Source organism: Methanothrix harundinacea 6Ac (assembly GCF_000235565.1).
GTDB classification, from domain to species: Archaea; Halobacteriota; Methanosarcinia; order Methanotrichales; family Methanotrichaceae; genus Methanocrinis; species Methanocrinis harundinaceus.
In genome coordinates, this window is sequence record NC_017527.1 from 870,154 (window position 1) to 887,697 (window position 17,544).

The 17,544-nt window shown below is 62.4% G+C and carries 19 protein-coding genes and 1 tRNA gene; 5 read left to right on the top strand and 15 right to left on the bottom strand.

The annotated features are described in order from the left end of the window. The first annotated feature begins 2 nt into the window (after positions 1-2). On the top strand, positions 3-1,190 hold the full coding sequence (locus MHAR_RS04165) for an ABC transporter substrate-binding protein (RefSeq protein WP_048144343.1): 1,188 nt from the start codon (positions 3-5) through the stop codon (positions 1,188-1,190). 153 nt (positions 1,191-1,343) lie between these two features. Here MHAR_RS04165 and MHAR_RS04170 read toward each other — a convergent pair. The 12 genes from MHAR_RS04170 to trmY form a co-directional block, all read right to left on the bottom strand. After that, positions 1,344-1,431: transfer RNA gene (locus MHAR_RS04170), tRNA-Leu, on the bottom strand. A gap of 23 nt (positions 1,432-1,454) precedes the next feature. Further along, complete coding sequence (locus tag MHAR_RS04175) at positions 1,455-2,255, bottom strand: DNA-directed RNA polymerase subunit D (protein ID WP_014586367.1); 801 nt, start codon at positions 2,253-2,255, stop codon at positions 1,455-1,457. 3 nt (positions 2,256-2,258) lie between these two features. Beyond that, positions 2,259-2,648, bottom strand: coding sequence for a 30S ribosomal protein S11 (locus tag MHAR_RS04180; protein ID WP_014586368.1), 390 nt, complete (start codon positions 2,646-2,648; stop codon positions 2,259-2,261). A gap of 2 nt (positions 2,649-2,650) precedes the next feature. Continuing rightward, complete coding sequence (locus MHAR_RS04185) at positions 2,651-3,193, bottom strand: 30S ribosomal protein S4 (RefSeq protein ID WP_048144344.1); 543 nt, start codon at positions 3,191-3,193, stop codon at positions 2,651-2,653. A gap of 15 nt (positions 3,194-3,208) precedes the next feature. After that, positions 3,209-3,664, bottom strand: coding sequence for a 30S ribosomal protein S13 (locus MHAR_RS04190; protein ID WP_014586370.1), 456 nt, complete (start codon positions 3,662-3,664; stop codon positions 3,209-3,211). Positions 3,665-3,850: 186 nt separating this feature from the next. Continuing rightward, the gene (gene aroA, locus MHAR_RS04195; RefSeq protein WP_014586371.1) at positions 3,851-5,122 is read right to left on the bottom strand and encodes a 3-phosphoshikimate 1-carboxyvinyltransferase; all 1,272 of its coding nucleotides are present in this window, start codon (positions 5,120-5,122) and stop codon (positions 3,851-3,853) included. 60 nt (positions 5,123-5,182) lie between these two features. Beyond that, entirely contained in the window at positions 5,183-5,917 is a 735-nt protein-coding gene (gene rsmA, locus MHAR_RS04200) for a 16S rRNA (adenine(1518)-N(6)/adenine(1519)-N(6))-dimethyltransferase RsmA (RefSeq protein ID WP_014586372.1), read from the bottom strand. A gap of 58 nt (positions 5,918-5,975) precedes the next feature. Continuing rightward, positions 5,976-6,560 (bottom strand): DUF655 domain-containing protein, encoded by a 585-nt coding sequence (locus tag MHAR_RS04205; protein ID WP_048144345.1) that lies wholly within the window; start codon positions 6,558-6,560, stop codon positions 5,976-5,978. A gap of 23 nt (positions 6,561-6,583) precedes the next feature. Next, positions 6,584-6,931 carry an RNA polymerase Rpb4 family protein gene (locus MHAR_RS04210; RefSeq protein ID WP_014586374.1) on the bottom strand — a complete coding sequence of 116 codons (348 nt, stop codon included), beginning with the start codon at positions 6,929-6,931 and terminating at the stop codon, positions 6,584-6,586. A 1-nt stretch (position 6,932) separates the two neighbouring features. Next, complete coding sequence (locus MHAR_RS04215) at positions 6,933-7,223, bottom strand: 50S ribosomal protein L21e (RefSeq protein WP_014586375.1); 291 nt, start codon at positions 7,221-7,223, stop codon at positions 6,933-6,935. After that, positions 7,189-8,544, bottom strand: coding sequence for a tRNA pseudouridine(54/55) synthase Pus10 (locus MHAR_RS04220; RefSeq protein WP_014586376.1), 1,356 nt, complete (start codon positions 8,542-8,544; stop codon positions 7,189-7,191). Before MHAR_RS04220 ends, MHAR_RS04215 begins: the two co-directional genes overlap by 35 nt. Positions 8,545-8,574: 30 nt before the next feature. After that, positions 8,575-9,204, bottom strand: a complete 630-nt coding sequence (gene trmY / locus MHAR_RS04225) for a tRNA (pseudouridine(54)-N(1))-methyltransferase TrmY (protein ID WP_048144346.1) — start codon at positions 9,202-9,204, stop codon at positions 8,575-8,577. A gap of 251 nt (positions 9,205-9,455) precedes the next feature. Between trmY and MHAR_RS04230 the strand changes: the two genes are divergently transcribed. The 4 genes from MHAR_RS04230 (at position 9,456) to MHAR_RS04245 (ending at position 14,218) form a co-directional block, all read left to right on the top strand. Further along, complete coding sequence (locus MHAR_RS04230) at positions 9,456-10,925, top strand: S8 family serine peptidase (RefSeq protein WP_014586378.1); 1,470 nt, start codon at positions 9,456-9,458, stop codon at positions 10,923-10,925. 20 nt (positions 10,926-10,945) lie between these two features. Further along, a complete protein-coding gene (locus MHAR_RS04235) occupies positions 10,946-12,718 on the top strand; it encodes an FG-GAP-like repeat-containing protein (protein WP_014586379.1) in 1,773 nt (590 codons plus the stop codon). Between the two features lie 182 nt (positions 12,719-12,900). After that, a complete protein-coding gene (locus MHAR_RS13250; protein WP_014586380.1) occupies positions 12,901-13,494 on the top strand; it encodes a hypothetical protein in 594 nt (197 codons plus the stop codon). 22 nt (positions 13,495-13,516) lie between these two features. Continuing rightward, positions 13,517-14,218, top strand: coding sequence for a PAC2 family protein (locus MHAR_RS04245; RefSeq protein ID WP_014586381.1), 702 nt, complete (start codon positions 13,517-13,519; stop codon positions 14,216-14,218). Positions 14,219-14,237: 19 nt separating this feature from the next. Here MHAR_RS04245 and MHAR_RS04250 read toward each other — a convergent pair whose 3' ends face one another. The 3 genes from MHAR_RS04250 to MHAR_RS04260 are packed head-to-tail and all read right to left on the bottom strand — an operon-like array spanning position 14,238 to position 17,532. Continuing rightward, a complete protein-coding gene (locus MHAR_RS04250; RefSeq protein ID WP_014586382.1) occupies positions 14,238-15,095 on the bottom strand; it encodes a damage-control phosphatase ARMT1 family protein in 858 nt (285 codons plus the stop codon). Between the two features lie 4 nt (positions 15,096-15,099). Then, positions 15,100-15,948: a histone deacetylase gene (locus MHAR_RS04255; RefSeq protein WP_014586383.1), complete on the bottom strand. Its 849-nt coding sequence runs from the start codon at positions 15,946-15,948 to the stop codon at positions 15,100-15,102. A 48-nt stretch (positions 15,949-15,996) separates the two neighbouring features. Beyond that, a complete protein-coding gene (locus MHAR_RS04260; RefSeq protein WP_014586384.1) occupies positions 15,997-17,532 on the bottom strand; it encodes an AMP phosphorylase in 1,536 nt (511 codons plus the stop codon). Between the last annotated feature and the right edge of the window lie 12 nt (positions 17,533-17,544).

Consider the following 17,544-nt stretch of genomic DNA (forward strand, 5'->3'; position numbering starts at 1 on the left):
ACATGGATTTTGTGAGATGCTGTATACTTGCGGCCGCATTCCTCTGCCTCGTATCGGGAGCGGCGTGCTCTGATGAGCATATAACAGTAACGGACATGCTCGGACGGACGGTGGAAGTTCCGGCTAACATCGAACGGGTCGTTGCCATCGACGATGGTTTTGTCGAGGGGATCATGTACCGGTTCGGAATGCAGGAGAAGATTGTAGCTCTGGGAGCTCCCTGCTGCAGTAAAGAATACAACTACAGCTTTGAGACAGTAGATGGCGAGACCTACGAGTTCGAGGATGGGATGAATACCGTTAGGTACCTCATGCCTCACCTCGCCGAGATGACTGTGCTCGTTGAAGGCGCAACTGCCGTCAACTACGAGATGCTGGTATACCTCGATCCGGACGTCGTTTTTCTCCGAGAAGGGTCGTGGGCTTTTTCAGCCGGATCCGACGAGAAGATCCAAAAGACCATCGAATCCATCGAATCACTCGGAATTCCGCTGGTGATCCTGGTGGGCCCTCCATATCAGGAACAACCGAGCGTGGATTACATCGGGGATGAGATCCGGCTGGTGGGCGAGGTCTTTTCTCGCGAGGAAGATGCCGAAGCACTTGCCTCTTACCTTGAATCTCAGATAGAGGAGATTCGATCTCGCACCAAGGACGTTCCCGAGGACGAAAAGCCCAGCATGATGCAGCTCGGGCTTTCGCCGCGAGCCAGGGATGGTGGAGGTGCCGGCATGGCCTGGGGCCTTGATACGATCGAATCATACTTCATCGAGGATATCGCAAATGCAAAGAATGTGTATGATGGCATGGGTGCCTTTGTAGTAGTCTCCACCGAGCATATCTTAAAGATGGACCCCGATGTCATCGTTCTCCCGACTGCGCAGGGTTACCACCCTGCAAGGGAGCTATACACTGCACCGTACTATCAGAATCTTCAGGAGCTTACTGCCGTCAAGAATGAGCGTGTATACGCCCTTCCCTGGACTCCCTACAACTGGGCAAAGCGCCTGGAGTATCCGATCGAGGCGATGATTATCGCCAAGGCCGCCTATCCTGAGATGTTTACTGACGTGAAGGTCCACGAATGGGTGCTGGATTTCTACCAGAGCGTCTACGGAGTGGATGAGGAGACGGCCATCGGCCTGAGGTCGGCGCAGTGGCTCGACTGGATGGAGGAGGAGGATTTCTAGATAGGCTGATGAGACAATGAAATATTTTATGCTGCGACGGTGGGGTTTCTCCGTCGCACCTCTTTGTTTTGCCCTAAAAGGGATTAAAACCCTTCAGAGGATCTTAAAACGCGACGCGATCTCTTCATAAAATCGCTATCAAGAAAGGTAAGTTGGTGCGGGGGATGGGATTCGAACCCACGAACTCCTGCGAGACAAGGCCCTCAACCTTGCGCCTTTGACCTGGCTTGGCAACCCCCGCCCGTGGTCTTAACTTCGCCCTCACTAAGCCAAATCGCTCAACTGCTGGCTGAGCGACGTCGCGCGCCTCCTGATTTCGCCTGCAGCCCCTGTCACCAGGTCCTTTGCAGGCATCGACCCGTCGGTATCTATCTTCATGACGAAGACGTCCTCGACGGCGGAGACGTTGATCGCCCCGACATCGCACTCTCCGATGCAGAGCTTGCAGAGGGAACAGCTGATGGGGTCGTGGACCCTCACCTTCCCCTCGCCCTCTCCGATGACGAGGACCTTCCGGGGACAGACCTCGACGCACTTTCCGCAGCCTTCACACCGATCGCTGATCGTTATCTCCGGCAGGTTCTTGTAGCCGCACTGGGTTCCGGCCTGCCACTTGGCGTGGACCGTCCCCCGGTTGAGGGTGACGATCCCCTCCAGCATCAGCTTCTCGCCCTCGCCCAAGATCGCGATCGGGATCTTCTCGAAGACGACCTTCACCCCGGGATCCGAGAACCTCAGATCGCCGGAGTGGACGGTGCAGGGCCCCTCCGCCGAGAGGGTCATCCCCACCTGGCATGCGGGGCACCCCGCCCCGCCGCACTCGCACTCTTCGGGGACCCGGAAGAGGCTGAGGTCGTCGGCCTTGATCGGCACGAGGCCCAGCCTCAGGGAGAGCTGCTCGTCGAAGAGGACCGACGTATTGTCATAAATACTTATCTCATCGATGGCGAGGGACGGCACCTCCGCAAGGCAGGCCCTCCTTATGGCGTTGGCGAAGGCTGGAGTCACGCCCCTGAGGAGGAACCGGGCCCGGCCCTCTACCAGCTCGATCAGTTCAACCTGCAAAGCTCACACCCGTCTGCCCCGCCGTCCGCCGGAGGGCTTGGTGCCGTCGTGGGGGATGGGGGTCACGTCCTCGATCCTGCCAATCTTGAGCCCGGCCCTCGCCAGGGCCCTGATCGCCGCCTGGGCTCCGGGTCCCGGGGAACGCTGACGGTTTCCGCCGGGGGCCCTGACCCTGACGTGGACGCCGATGATGCCGTTGGTCATCGCCTGCTCCGCGATCTGGCCTGCCATCTGCATGGCGGTATACGGGGAGCTCTCGTCTCTTGCGGCCTTGACGACCATCCCGCCCGAGACCTTGGCGATCGTCTCGGCGCCGGTGAGGTCGGTTATGGTGATGATCGTGTTGTTGAAGGAGGCGTATATGTGGGCGACGCCCCATTTTCCTTCTGCCATGTTTATCCTTCCACCTTGAGTATTCTGGTGGCCCTCTCAGGATGAGCCTCCTGAGCCATGGGAGAGCCAGGGTAGTAGTCGATGGTCATCTCTTCGCCCCGCTTGACGTAGTATCCAGGAACGGTCACCTTCCGGCCCGTGATCTGGATGTGGCCGTGGGTTATGAACTGCCGGGCCTGCCTGAGGGTCTTGGCGAGGCCCTGACGGTAGACCTGGGTCTGAAGCCTCCGTTCCAGAAGGTCCTCCACCTTTATGGACAGGACGGCGTCGAGATCCCCATCTTCCTTCAGCATCCCGTATTTCTTGAGGTGCTCCAGCACATCCTCCGCCTGAGATCCGACGGAGGCCTCTCCCCGGGTGGTGGCTGCCAGAAGCTGACGGCTTACCCGGCGGTACTTTCTTATCAGGCTCTGAGCCTTCCAGACCTCTCTCTTGTTCCGGAGGCCGAAATTCTTGACGAGCTCCAGCTCCTGAGCCATCCTGTCGGCTTCCCAGGGGTGGCGCGGAGTATCGTAACTCTTCCTACACTTGCCAGGATATCCCATAATAGCCCGCCTCGCTCACTTCTTCTTCCTGCTGACGCCCACGGTGGCTCCCCTTCTGCCTGTGGACCTGGTCTTCTGGCCCCGGACCCGGAGGCCGCGCTCGTGCCTGATCCCTCTATAGCTGCGGGTCTTCCTGATGATATCCATCTCTTCCCTCAGGGCCATGACGAGATCGGTACCCATGACGTGGCGGTCCTCTCCGGTGAGGAGGTCCTTCCTCCTGTTCTTCATCCAGACCGGGAGGTGCTCCTGGGCCGACTCGACGATCTCCCTCAGCCTGGATATCGCCTCGTCCGAGAGCTTTCCCAGGGTCTCGGTGGGTTCGATCTCCGCCTTCTGGGCTAGGAGCCGGGCGTTCCTTCTTCCCATGCCGGTGATGCCTGTGAGCGCCATCTGAACGGGCTGGTGACCGTTGAGGTCGGTGTTCATTATGCGCACTATATGTTTCAGCTCTTCATTCTCTTCTGCCAAATTATTCCTCCAGAAATCTGAGGCCTCTGGATTCGGAATCCGGAGGCCCTCTGGAGCAGCCCCGGACCCCAAGTCCGACGCCGCCCGCGCATCGGCCGGGGCCGATGGGGCGAACCGAATCGCAAACGCTGATCCAAGGCTGAGATTCGCTACAGGTACATAAGACTTATGGAGGCGATCTCCGGCTCATTCTCCGCCGACCTCGACGGTGGCGCCGATCCTCGCCATCTCCTCGAAGAAGCCGGGGTAGGAGACGGAGACGGCCTCGGCGGTCTCCACCATCGTATCTCCCGCGACGAGCCCCGCCACCGTCATGGCCATCACTATCCTGTGGTCGTGATGGCCGTTCACCCTGGCTCCCCGAAGCCCTCCACCCTCGATCACCAGGCCGTCGGGCCTTTCTGATATCTTAGCCCCCATCTTGGAGAGCTCCACCGCCATCGCCCTGAGCCTGTCGGTCTCCTTGTGGCGGACGTGCTCTGCGTTTCTGACGACGGTCCGTCCTTCAGCCACCGCCCCCAGGACCGCTATGGTGGGGACGAGGTCGGGGGTGAGGCTCGCGTCCACCTCGACCCCCGATAGGTCGCGCCCCTCGATCTCGAGAACCCCCTCTGACCGGTCCCAGGAGATCTTAGCCCCCATCTCCTGGAGGATGGATACTATCGCCGAGTCCCCCTGATTAGAGGGGCGGAGGCCCCGGACCGTGAGGCGCGATCCGGTGACCGCCGCCGCCGCCAGGAGGTAGGAGGCGGAGGAGAAGTCGCCGGGGACGGTGTAGCCGCCCAGGTCGTAGCTCTGGCCGCCCCGGAGGGAGAACCTCTGAAAATCGGTCTCTATCACGGCACCTGCCTCCTCCAGCATCTCGAGGGTGATCTCGGCGTAGGGGCGGCTCTTGAGCTCGCCCTTAATCTCGATCTCGGAGTCCTCCTCGGCGAGGGGGCAGGATATGAGGAGGGCCGATAGGAACTGGGAGCTGACGCTCCCGTCGAGGACGGTCCTACCGCCCTTGATCCTCCCCCGGACCACCAGGGGGGCGCAGTCGTTCTTCCTTATCGAGAAGGCCTCCGCCCCCAGGTCCCCTAGAGATCTGAGGAGGGGGCCGTTGGGCCTCCGCCGGATGGAGGCGTCCCCGGTGAGGACCGCCCCGTCGGTGAGGGCCGCCACCGCCGCCATGATCCGGAGGGTGGTTCCGGAGTTCTCGACGTCGATGACGTTCTCCGGGGTCTTCGGCCCACCTCCAACGCCGGCCACCGCCAGCGTTTCGCCCTCTATCGCGATCTCCGCCCCGAAGGCCTCGGCGGCCCGGATGGTGGCCCTGGTGTCGGCGGATAATAGCGGTCTCTTGACGGAGCCGCCGGGTCCCAGGGCGCTGATGGTGATCGCCCGGTGGGTGTAGCTCTTGGAGGGCGGGACCGAGACCTCCCCCGAAACCTGCGAGCGCTCGACAGATGCTATCATCGGTGGTAGAGTGGGCCGTTGAGTATAAAAAATCGAGGCTTCCGCCCCATCTGGACCCCCTCACCGGCCCGATATGGCCTCCGCCATATCGACGACCTCCTCCAGGGAGAGCTCCTCCGGCCTCCTCTCCAGAACGGCGGGGTCGATGCGCGACAGGGCATCGGGGGGGACCTTCATGGCGGCGAGGGCTCTTTTGATCTTCTTCCTCCTCATGGAGAAGAGGCCCCGGGTGAGGGCTTCGAAGCCTGCCCAGTCGACGGGGGCCGGCGTCTTCCGGGGCCGAAGGCGGACGATAGCAGACTCGACCTGGGGCCTGGGGGAGAAGGCCCCCCGGGGAACGGTCTCCAGGACCTCGGCCTCGGCCCAGAAGGCGACGTTGAGGGAGAGCCTCCCGCGTTCCCTCGTCCCCGGCGGCGCCACCATCCTCTCGGCGAACTCCCGCTGGTACATCAGGACGGCAAGGTCGAAGGGCCTCGCCAGGAGCCTGAAGGTGATCTTGGAGGAGATCTGGTAGGGGAGGTTCGAGACGATTTTATTGTACTCTGGCAGGGGGACCCGGAGGGCGTCGCCTCGGATGATCGAGACGTTCTCAAAGCGCCCCTCCAGGGACGACGCCAGGGCCGGGTCGACCTCTATGGCATAGACGCTCCCCGCCCGCTCCGAGAGGACGCGGGTGAGGTTTCCGGTCCCCGGCCCGACCTCCAGGACGGCGTCACTGCGGCCGAGGGAGGCGTAATCTCCGATCCTGGAAAGGACCCGCCGGTCGATGAGAAAATGCTGGCCTAGCTTCTTCAAGGCAGGGTCCCCCCTTAAAAGCAGGATCGGAGGATCTTGGGGCACCGCCCCGTATCCCTCATCGCCGGCGCGGATCCGCGGTGAAGATCCGGTACTTGATCCGATCGTCCGCGATCTCGTCCTCGATCCGCTTTGCCAGAAGCTTCTCGGGGTTGTATATCCCCTTGACCCGCTCCGATAGGTCTTCAAAGCTCTTGAAGGGGCCCTTCTTCCGCTCGTTCAAGATCGCCCACATCAGCTTCTTCCCGATGCCGGGGAGGAGCTCCAGGGCGTGCATCCTCGTCGTAAGCGGCCCCGCCTCGTTGAAGAAGCGGAGGTAGTACGCCTCCTTATCCAGGACGATCTTCTGGATGGCGTAGGGTAGCTCCACCCTCGCCCCCTGGGAGAGCTCCTCGTAGCCGATCCTCCGGTTGACCCGGTCGACGATAGGCCGGTCTTTTCCCACCAGGACGGCCCTGACGCCGATCTCGGGGACCGCCCCCTCCTTGGGGGCCATCTCCATCAGGACGAAGTCCCTCTCCCCCACCCCCTGGATGAGGGGCCTCTTCTGAAACCTGCCCATGGAGTCCGATACGTGCCCGTAGGGGAGGTAATCCAAGACCCAAGCTATCTCTTCGCGCCGTGGGGGTCTCTCCGAGGTCATTGTTCGTCCTCACAATCGGATGGTCATCCTCTCAGAACCACGTCGAGGATCGCGTCCAGGTCCTCGTCCAGGAGGGTGAACCTCTCCTTGGCGTAGAGGGCCCTGATCTCGTCCTTGGTCTTTGGCCGGATGTCGGCGATCTTGATCGCGATCTCATTGGTCATCTTCTCCAGCCCCATGAGCTCCTCGACCATCTTTCTGCTCTCGGCCGCCTCGCCCTTGGAGAAGATCTCGGCGTGCTTGATCGCCCTTCTCAGCTCGTAGCCGAGCTCCTCCGGCTCCTCGGCCCTCCGGAGCCTTATCTCCTCCAGGGCCTCCTTCACCTCGGCGAGGGTCATCAGATCCTCGCTCAGAATGCTCTTGACGATCATCTCAATTCTGGGGTTTCAGATGTTCCGGAAGGGATACCACCGTCTTCTTGGCGTTTCCGTCCCTCACTTCCAGGACGTAAGCCCTCCCCCTTCGGCCCAATACCTTGCCGGTCTTACCGTGGAACTTGGGGTTCGGCATCCCCCTGTGGATGCTCGGGTCGAGGACGATGTGGACCATCTGGCCATCGTCGAAGTCCTGGATCGCCCTGCTGACGGGGGAGATCCCCCGCTCTCTGACCGATTTGCTCAGCCTATCTCTAGTCCGTTTCCGTATTCCGTGTGACTTGGGCATCTGCCTCTCCACCTACGTTTATAACGTCCAGCTCCGCCACCCTCGCCTCGACCTCGAGGAGTCCCGAGAGGCTCGGCTTCGTCCTTCCGCCGTCTCCGCTGACCAGCTCCTTTACGTAAAGGCCGCTCGTTCCCCGGAGGGTCATCTTCGCGGTCTTCCCCGAGAGCTGGTCAAGCCTCATCTCGAGGACCTCCCTCCTCCGGACCCTGTCGGCCCGGCGGTGAGATACCCGGGTGGGGGTGCGCTGTTCAACCAAGCCGACCAGTTTGTCCAGAACTGATTTAAGCTTTTCTTCTGGTACCTCCTCTCCGAGCTCCACCACCATCGAGTAGCTCTTCTCGAAGAGGGCCTTCTTCAGCCCTTCGACGGTCTCCTTCCCGGTGAACTCGAGGTCGCTCACCTCCACCTTCCCGGAGGCCCGCCGGTTGATCTCCTCTTTGAGGCGGGCGAGATCTAGGGTCCTCACCCGGGGGGAGACCGCCTCCACCACAAAGGGCCGTCCCGTCCCCAGCATCCGGGCGTCGATGTCCTCCCTCCCCGAGCCGTGGAAGACGGTGTCCTCGCACCTGGCCGCCTCGATGATGGGGTCTCTTATCAGCTCGTCCACCGACTCCTGATACCTCCGGCCGGTGAAGCCGCAAGCCTCGCAGCCACTCCCGCCGCAATCGCGGCATGGCCACCTCGTCTGGGGAAAGCCCCGGACGAGCTTTCTGTACCTCCCCTGGATGTAGAGGGAGGAGACCTGGACCTCCACCGCTCCCTCCTCCAGGTCCAGGACCGCGAGGACGTCGGGAGAGGTGAAGCTCGTCGCCTTCCCCGTCCTCTCGGCGATCCTCTTTCCCACCTCGCGGTTCAGCTCCGACTTCATCGGCTCGGCGTGGCGGGAGCCGCCGTCCGCGAGGATCAGCTCCTCGTTCTCGGCGAGGAGGCCGCTCATCCTGGTGCCAACGAGGAAGGTCTCGTGCTCGAGGTGGCGAAGCTCCCTCTCGGCGGCCTCGGCCCACCGGTCGAGCCTCGCCGGCTCCATCTCCCCGAGACAGACCCAGCACCTCTCGCCCTCCCCCGGAAGGCCAAGCTTCAGCCTTGCGCTCTTCGAGCTTGGGCCGAGCTCCTCCAGGATCTCCCGGCCTCCTTCGTCCATGGAGCCGGCCATGGAGAGGAAGGTCTTTATCGCCTCCCCCCTCCCGGCGTTAGTCAAGCCCGTCGATAGCATCGCGAACTGCCGGCCAAGGCAGCTGTCGCAGATGGGGCCGAGGCGGAGGATCCTCCTCGCCCCCTCCGCGAGGTCGGCGACCTCTTTATTCTTATCAATCGTGCTCATGCTGACGCGTCTCTTCTTCGTCCCTTCTCTTTATTCGTCCCCCTTCGTCGCCCTCTCTCGTCCTCCGGCCGGGTGGGACGGCCCCTCCCTCCGGTCCAGCTCGTTATTTAATAGGACGATGCAGTGGTCGGCGTGGAGGCTCTTCGGCCCCACGGAGACGATCTCAGCCCCCAGGCCGGCGAGGAAGGCCTCGTCCTCCTCCGATAGGCCGATGTGGTCTCCGAGGACGAAGGTCCCGTCTCCAGCCAGGGGGAGGCCTCGATGGTCAGATCCGTCCTCCCTTAAATAGTAGGTCCTCCCCTCGGCCCGGATCGGGAGGTCCGCCAGGTCTCCGGCCCGGACGGAGATCCCCGGCGTCGACTTCGTCCAGGCAAAGTCCGCCTCCAGGGCGAGGGCCTTCTTCAGGAGCGCCGCCGTCGTCCTCTCGTCGGGGTTGAGGTGGCGGAGGTCCCGCCCCTGGAGCCGAACGGTTTTTGGGGCACCGCCTCCTCGGAGGATCAGGTAGATCTGGACGTCCCTTCGGATCCCGTGGGAGAGGACGAAGGCTGAGTTGATGCAACGGCAGAGGATGTCGATCCGTCCTGAGGTGCCGGGGAGATCCTCGAGGGAGAAGTCCGGCGTCGTCGTCGCGAGGTTTCCCACCACTACGAAGCTTCGCATGGGTGGGGGATGGGGGCCCTGGTAGATCCTTTTTTCGTCCTCTCCTCCGGGTTGGAGGAGGATGGCCGAGGTTCGGGATCTTCGGCGGGCAGACCCCCTTTCCAGGCCCCCCGAACTTCATAGAAATTGAGAAGGTCAGCTCGGATCCCATAACAAAGGTATACGCGGCAAAAGGAGATCTATGAGGATATTCTTATATAAGATACCTCCCTTATCATTGAATTGAAATTAAGACGGACGTGACGGCACCCATGAGACTTATATCGTTTATACTCATCAGTCTTTCAGCTCTGGCGATCCTCGCCTCTCCATCAACATCCGGGATTTGCGATGGAGATGGTCGGGCCCTTTACGGAGGCCTCCTCGCCTCCGGAACTGGCCCTGCCCCGGCGGAGGGAGAAGCTCTGTCCTCTCCTCAGATCGGCGCAAGGGACGACGGCAAGACCCCCCTAGGATGTGTTTTGTCGGACGAAGGCGGATCGATGGGTATAGACGGATCTATGGACGAGGAGGGATCTGAGCCGGTTCTGGACTCCCATTCCCTCCGGCGGATGATGGATATTACGGGGATATCCGCCCTCCACGCCCGGAATATCACGGGTCGGGGGTTGACAATCGCCCTCCTGGACAGCCAGTTCTACTGCGACCCCGAGACCGCCGGAAAGCTCAACGCCGATATCGTCACCCTCTACGATGATGAGAGCTACGGCAAGGATGAGGTCCACGGGATCGCCTGCGCCGAGCTGATCTCCTCGATAGCCCCGGGGGTCAAGATCTACCTGGTGGACGTGGGGATCACCGAGGAGGGGGTAGCCCGGGCGGTGGAGAGGCTCCTGGAGCTGGAGGAGAGGATCGACATCGTATCCTGCTCCTCGGACTTCCCCTTCGGGGGGTTCGACGGCGAGGACGCCGTCTGCCAGGATGTCGAGAAGATGACCTCCAACGGGACCCTCTGGATCAATGCCGCCGGAAACGAGGCGCTCTGCCACTGGTCCGGCGAGTTCAAAGATCCCGACGGCAACGGTTATCTCAACTTCTCGCCGGAGGACGAGAGCATCAACCTCACTCTGGAGAGGGGGAAAGAAGTCTCCATCTGGCTCAGCTGGAAGGACGATTGGGAGGCTGCGGCCCTCGATTACGACCTCCGCCTCGATCATCCTGGCCGGGGGCGGTCCGTCTCCGACAACCCCCAGAGGGGATACATGGGCCAAAAGCCGGTGGAGACGATCCGCCTCGTCGCCCCCAGGGGCGGAACCTATCAGATAAAGATCCGGAGCTACGACGGCGCCGATCATCCCGGTCGGCTCCACCTCTTCACCACCTGCGACCTCGATGAGCACCAGGTCCAAAATACCAGCATCGGTATCCTGGGATGCTGCCGAAACGTCGTCACCGTCGGGGCGATCAACATATCCACCCTGGAGATCCAGCCTTACAGCTCCCGGGGCCCCACTGAGGACGGCCGTCAGAAACCCGATCTGATGGCCCCGGACAACGTGACGACCTCCTCCTACGCGACCGAGGGGTTCGTGGGGACTTCGGCCGCTGCCCCCTTTGTGGCGGGATGCGCCGCCCTGGTCCTGGAGCTCTTCAAGGACGATCCCGACCTGGATGTCAGGAGGGTCCTTTTGGAGAGCGCCACGGACCTGGGGCCGCCCGGCCCCGACGAGATCTGCGGGTGGGGCCTGGTTAACCTGAGCAACCTGGAAGTGAATATATGATCAATCGTGGATATGCGTTCTTGATCCTGGCCCTCTCCGCGGCCCTGATCGACCCGGCGAGCTCCCAGACTGAGGAGTTCGAAAGCCTGGAGTTCGGCTTCTCGGCAGAGTACCCGAGGGAGCTGGATATCAACCTCCTCCCTCAGGACGTTACCTCAGGGGTTGAGGACCCCGTCGTCGAGTTCTCCGCCTCCGGCGTGATGACGATCCTGGTGGGGGCCTCAGAGAAGAGGGGCCTCTCTCTGGAGAGGTTCTCCTCCCGGGCGGAATCGGGCTACCAAGAGTCGAGCGAAAACTTTGAGGTGATGAAGTCCGCCGCCGGAGATCTAAACGGCGTCAGGTCCCTGGAGAAGGAGTACCTCCTGGAGGACGAATCTACCTCCATCATCATGAGAGACGTGTTTCTGAACGGCGAAGACCTGATCTACCACATCTCCTGCAGGGCGGAGCAGTCGGCTTTCAGGAGGGCCAACCTCCTCTACTTCGACAGCTTCATAGGCTCCTTCAGGCTCCTCACCATCGACGAGGGCGTGACCGGAGAATGGATTCAGACCTCCAGCCCCGTCTGGTCTTCCCCAGCCCTCGCGGATATCGATGGCGACGGGGAGCTGGAGATCGTGGTGGGGACGAATGAGGGGCGGCTCTACGTCTTCAACCGGGATGGCTCGAAGGTTACAGGCTTCCCTAAGAGGGCCGAAGACTACATCCGCTCCTCCCCCGCCGTCGAAGACCTGGACGGCGACGGTCTCCTGGATATCGTCGTCGGCTCCGACGACGGCAGGCTCTACGCCTGGAACGGCCGGGGCGAGGAGCTCTCCGGCTTTCCCCGGCTCACCTCTAACTCCGTCTGGTCCTCTCCCGCCATCGGAGACCTGGACGGCGACAGCGGCCTCGAGGTGGTGGTGGGGTCGACCGACCGGGGGATATACGCCTTCAACGGAGACGGATCCCCCGTCTGCGGCTATCCGCTGATCACCTCCAACTCCGTCTGGTCCTCTCCCGCCATCGGAGACCTGGACGGCGACGGTCTCTTGGATAGCGTCATCGGCTCCTCGAAGATGGGGACTGACATCTTGGCGATCTTCCTGGGGCTTTACACCGGCCAGGTCTACGCCGTCGACGGCCTGGGATCCCTTCTGCCGGGATACCCCGTCGACCTGAGCAGCCCCTCCCTCACCGACCTCTCCGGCAGCGCCATAGGATACTCGTCTCCGATCCTCGCGGACCTGGACGGTGACGGCAGCCTCGAGATCGTCATCGGCGCCAGCGACGGTCTCTACGCCCTGACCCGGGTGGGGGAGGATTACAGGGGGTTTCCGCGGAAGACGACAGGGTCTCTCCAGGACAGCTTCATCGCCGCAGGGGACGTGGACGGTGACGGGGAGGTCGAGATCGTGGGTGGAGCCACCGACGGCAGGCTCTACCTCTGGAGGAGCGACGGCTCCGATCATCCCGGCTTCCCCATCCAGACCGGCGGTTATGTCAAGAACATCGCCCTGGCGGATATCGATGGCGACGGCCAGCAGGAGATCATAGGAGGCTCCCTGGACAACCGGGTCCACGCCTGGAGGCTGGACGGAACAGAGGTGGATGGCTTTCCCAAGGTCACCCTGGGGAACGTCGACACGACCCCGGCGATCGCCGATCTGGAGGGTGACGGCGTCCTCGATATGGTGGCGGGGTCTGACGACGGCAGGATATACATCTGGGAGATCTCCGGCGCCTTCGGAGACCACGAGTGGCCCATGGTGAGGCAGAACCTCCGCCACACCGGCACCTTGCTGCTCCAATAGTGATCGGTGGGAGAAAGGATGGGGAGGGGTTAGGGTAGGTCTGGCCGTCAGCCCCGTTCTTGGGGTTGAGCCCGGGCCGGCCCCCCCTTCGCCGCCGAAGCTCGAGATATGCCGAAATCTGAGGAGTCCGACCTTGCGGCATCATCTATATATCCGGCGATCTAATTGAGGATGGTGATCCTTTGAAGAAGACTAGTTCACTTCTCGCGGCCTTATGTTGCTTTGCGGTCCTATCTCTGGTTGGACCTTCTATCGCCCAAGAGGTCTCGCAGGATCTTCTGATCCAGGACAGCGGAAATGAAACCATGGTGAACGTAGCCACCTATCGCAGCCCGGGATATCTGAAGGTTGCAGAAGCGGTCAAGTTCACGCCGCCGAGGCCGAGCTGGACCCTGGACGGTGTCCAGATCTGGAGCTTGGTACCGTATGGTGAGAATGGTACGCTTCCCGAAGATCGGATAATAAGCATGGAGATCAGGGATGAGAACCTGAACCTCCTCTACAGGTTCACCGACTCCCATCTACCATACTTCGCCAATCAGGGACAGCCGGGGATCAGCGTCATCGAAGTTCCTTTCATACCCATTAACGGCGACTTCTACGTCTGCTTCTATGATCGAGGAGCCGTCGCGGTGGGAGTGGACCTTCACGAGGTTGAGGGAGATTCTTACTTCTACGACTTGCAGACGGGGGAGATCTTCCTGGCGGAGGTCGCCATCGACGAATCGGAGGAGATGGTGCCCGTGAACTGGATCATCAGAGCTGTAGGGCACTGATAGAGCCCGGGCGACCTCCACCATGTCCCAGAAGATCTTCGGACCCTGCGTCTGCATCGGCGGCATGCCCGGCATCGGCAGCGTCGGTAAGGTGGCGGCAGATTACATAGCAGCCGCCCTGGAGTCGATCACCTTCCAGCTGATGGTCTCCACCGGATTCCCCCCCGAGGTCCCGGTGGAGGATGGGTTGGCGAGGGCCCTCCAGGTGGAGCTGAAGGCTCCGGAGGGGAGGGACGACCTCATAATCCTATGCGGGGACGCCCAGCCCCTGAAGCCGCCCCACATGTACAACCTGGCGGGAGAGATCCTGAAGGTCCTCGCCTCCTACGAAGTGACGGATCTCGTGACCCTCGCCGCCTACGTCGGAACCTCTGAGGATACGGTCTACGGCGTCGCCACCGATCCCGACCTCGCCCTCGCCCTGGAAGGGGGCGGCGTCACCCTCCTCCGAAGCGGGATCGTCGGAGGCCTCAACGGGATCCTCGTCGGCCTAGCCCCCCTCTACGGGATCCGGGGCGTCTGCCTCATGGGGAAGACCGATGGGGAGAAGGCCGTCGACCTGGCGGCGGCCGAGAACCTGATCGGGGCCACAAGCGACCTCTTGGGGCTCGAGATCTCGACGGAGGTCCTGGGCTGGAGCCGTCAGGAGGAGCCGAAGGATGGGGAGGACGGGGAATCGAAGCGTCGTCGTCGGGATGAGGAGGATCCGGCGGGGTATGCATGACCCGATGGCGTCTCCGGGCCTAGACCGACCTCACCACCAGGCTCCCCCGGGGGACTCCCAGGGCATCGGCGACGGGATCGCACTTGGCCCTCATGACGTAGATCAGCCTCCCCGCCAGCATATCGTCGAACTCGGTCATCGTCTCGAAGTTTCCCATCCCCTTGGCGATGACGAGGACCCCCTCGTCCATGAGGAGGTCGAGGAGCTCGGGCCTCGCCTCCTCCAGGGAGAGGCCGATGACGGGGCCCGTAGGCTCCAGGGGGAGGGTGGTCATCGATCTAAGCTCATCAGAGGTGACGTCGTTTAATATGGGCTCGGTCTTGGGTCCGATGACGACGGCCTTTCCCATCTCTTCCAGCTTACCGATGACGAAGAGGTCGAAGACCACCTCCCCGGCGTTGTCGGTGAGGTAGAGGACCCTACTGAAACGGTCTATCCGTCGGCGGGCCTCCTCCAGGTCGCCGTCGAGGTTCTCTTTGAGGGTGTCAAAGAAGACCTCCTCGAAGGAGTCGACGTCGAAGTCGTGCCCCTTCACCCCCCACTCCATGGAGTTGGCGGCGGCGGCGATCCTGATCAGGGCCTCCAGCTTCTCCTCGGACAGGTCGTAAAACCTCTCCGTCAGGGGGAGGAGGGCGGTCGCCACCCGGTTGCTCTCGGCCTTCATCTCCCGATAGGGGTCGGGGTTTTTGCTCCTCCTCTTCATGATCCTCTCCCTCTCGGTCCCCACCACCGAGGGGACCTCTCTTTTATGACAGACGATGAAGTCGAGGAGCTCCTCCATGGCCTCCATCTTCTCGGCATCGTCGGAGAAGAGGAGGTCGGCCTCGAACTTGGCCCGGTCGAGGATGCAGCTGTAGCAGCCTGAGCCTATCCTCATCAGATCACCTCTCCGCCAGGACGGCGATAACCTCGGGGATGGCCCTGGCGGCCACCTCGGGGACGGAGCCCCCGCTGAGGACGAAGACGATGGACCTCTCCCCAACAGCCTCCTTTATGATTCGGGCCATCTTGGGGTAGGCGGCAACTGTCAGCTCGAAGCCGCCGTAGTCGTCGGCGTGGGAGTCGTGGCCGAATACTACGAAGCAGATCTCAAAGTCGAAGTCCTTCGCCATCTCCATGCTGCCGGCAAGCTCCCTCAAAAACTGCTCGTCCTCGGCATCGAAGCCGATGCCGATGTCGTAGTTGTTCAGCTCGCCGTCGAAGTTGGAGCTCTGCTGGTGGTTGAAGTTTATGTGATAGACGTTCGGGTCGCCGCCGAAGAAGTTCCTCGTCCCGTCCCCGAAGTGGGGGTCGACGTCGACGATCAGAAACCTCGCGAGACCCATCTCTCGGAGCCTCAGGATCGATATGGCTACATCGTTGAAGTAGCAGAACCCCCAGCAGCTCCCGGGGCTTGCGTGGTGGCCTGCGGTCCCGGTGAAGGCGAAGGAGTGGCGGGCCTCGCCCCTCGCCACCATCTCCGCGGCCTTTAGGACGGACCCCGCTGAGAGGAGGGCGACGTCGTAGTACATCCTCTCGGAGGGCTCGGTCCTCATCCTCTCCATGTGCTCTGGCGTGTGGGCCCCCTCGACGAGGGAGAGGGGGGCGGGCTCCGCCTCGAAGACCTGGACGTCGGAGCCCTCCAGAAGCCCCGACCTCTTCAGGGCCTCAAAGGAGGGGCGGATCCGGTACTTCAGGACGCTGTGGCCCTTCGACCCGAAATCCTCGTGATAGATGACGGAAACCAACATGGCTTTCCGGTCTTCCCGCGGCCCTTATAAAACGTTCCTCCTCGAGGCCTAGATCTGGGAGTACCTCGGATACCTCTCGAGGAGCATCCCCTCGACGACGATGGGCATATCCCGGAGGGCGTCGTTGGAGGCCCGCTCTACCTCCCAGTCCTTGCTCGAGTGGATGGTGAAGAGCGGCTCCCCCTTCTTCACCACCTCCCCCATCTTCTTGTGGATCCGGACCCCGGCCTGCTTATCGGCGGGAGCCCCCGCGTTCCTCGCGATCTCGACGATCCTCTTGTTGTTGAAGGAGATGACGTAGCCGGTCGTCGGGGCGAGGATATCCCGGCTGTGCTCTCCGATCTCGATGTCGCTGCTCTTGATGGTGGGGTCTCCCCCTTGGGCCTCGATGATCTCCATCATCTTCTGGTGGGCCTTGCCGCTGGTGAGGATCCTCTCGGCCATCGCCTTCCCCTCTCCCCGGGCGGCGACACAGCCCATCCCGGCGGAGCATCCGATCTCCAGGAGGATCCCGGCGAGAGATAGGCTCTTCTCCCGGAGGCTGTTGGGGCCCTGGCCGCTCTCGAGCATCGTGAGCGCCTCCTTCACCTCCAGGGCCGGGCCGACCGTCCTCCCCACCGGCGAGCCGCCGAAGGTCATGGCGCACTCGACCCTGATCCCCAGTCGGTCACCAAGGTCGATGAGGTCTTTGGCCATGGACCGGCCCGCGTCCACCGTCGGAAGCTTCGTTCCTGGTCCCACTGGCATGTCCATCACCACCGAGTCGGCGCCGACCGCCCCCTTCTTCGACATGATCGACGCCAGCATCTGGCTGTAGGGGTCGATGGTGAGGGCGTACTCGGCCTTGATCAGCTTGTCGTCGGCGGGGGCTATATTAGTCGCGCCGCCCCAGGCGAGGATGCCGCCGACGTTCTCGGCGATCTCCTTGATCTCATCGGCGGAGAACTCCACGGGGGCTAGGATCTCCATCAGGTCCGAGGTCCCCCCCGCCCCGGTGATCGCCCTCGAGCTGGTCTTGGGGATGAGAAGCCCCGCCGCCGCCACGATCGGGACCACCAGGAGGGAGACCTTGTTTCCGGGGACCCCCCCTATGCTGTGCTTGTCGACGACGGGATGGGTGTCGAAGTGGATCCGCTCGCCGGTATCGATCATCGCCCTAGTCAGCCACTCCGTCTCCTGGGAGTCGAAGTTTCTTATGTAGAGGGTGGTGAGGTAGGCGGAGATCTCGACGTCGCTGAGGTTGTTGTCGACGATGTCCTGGACGATCGTCCTGATCTGATCCTCGGTGAGCCTCTCGTGGTCCATGATCCTCTTGATGTAGCTGATGGAGGCGGGCTTCGGCGCCGGGGCGACGTCCACCTCCCTCGCCTCCCCGATCCTCCGGTGGGCCTCGGTGAAGATCCCGACCTTCCCCGGCTCCACCATCTGGGTGGTGACGTCCAGGATCGCGGTGATCGACGCCCCTTTCGCCTTCACCCGGACCCGATCGCCGGCGTTCATCCCCATATCTCTGGCGTCGGCCAGGTTGAGCATCACCTTGTACTGTCCTATCTCTATGTCGAAGGGGTTGACCTCGAATAACATGTTGAACCTCTC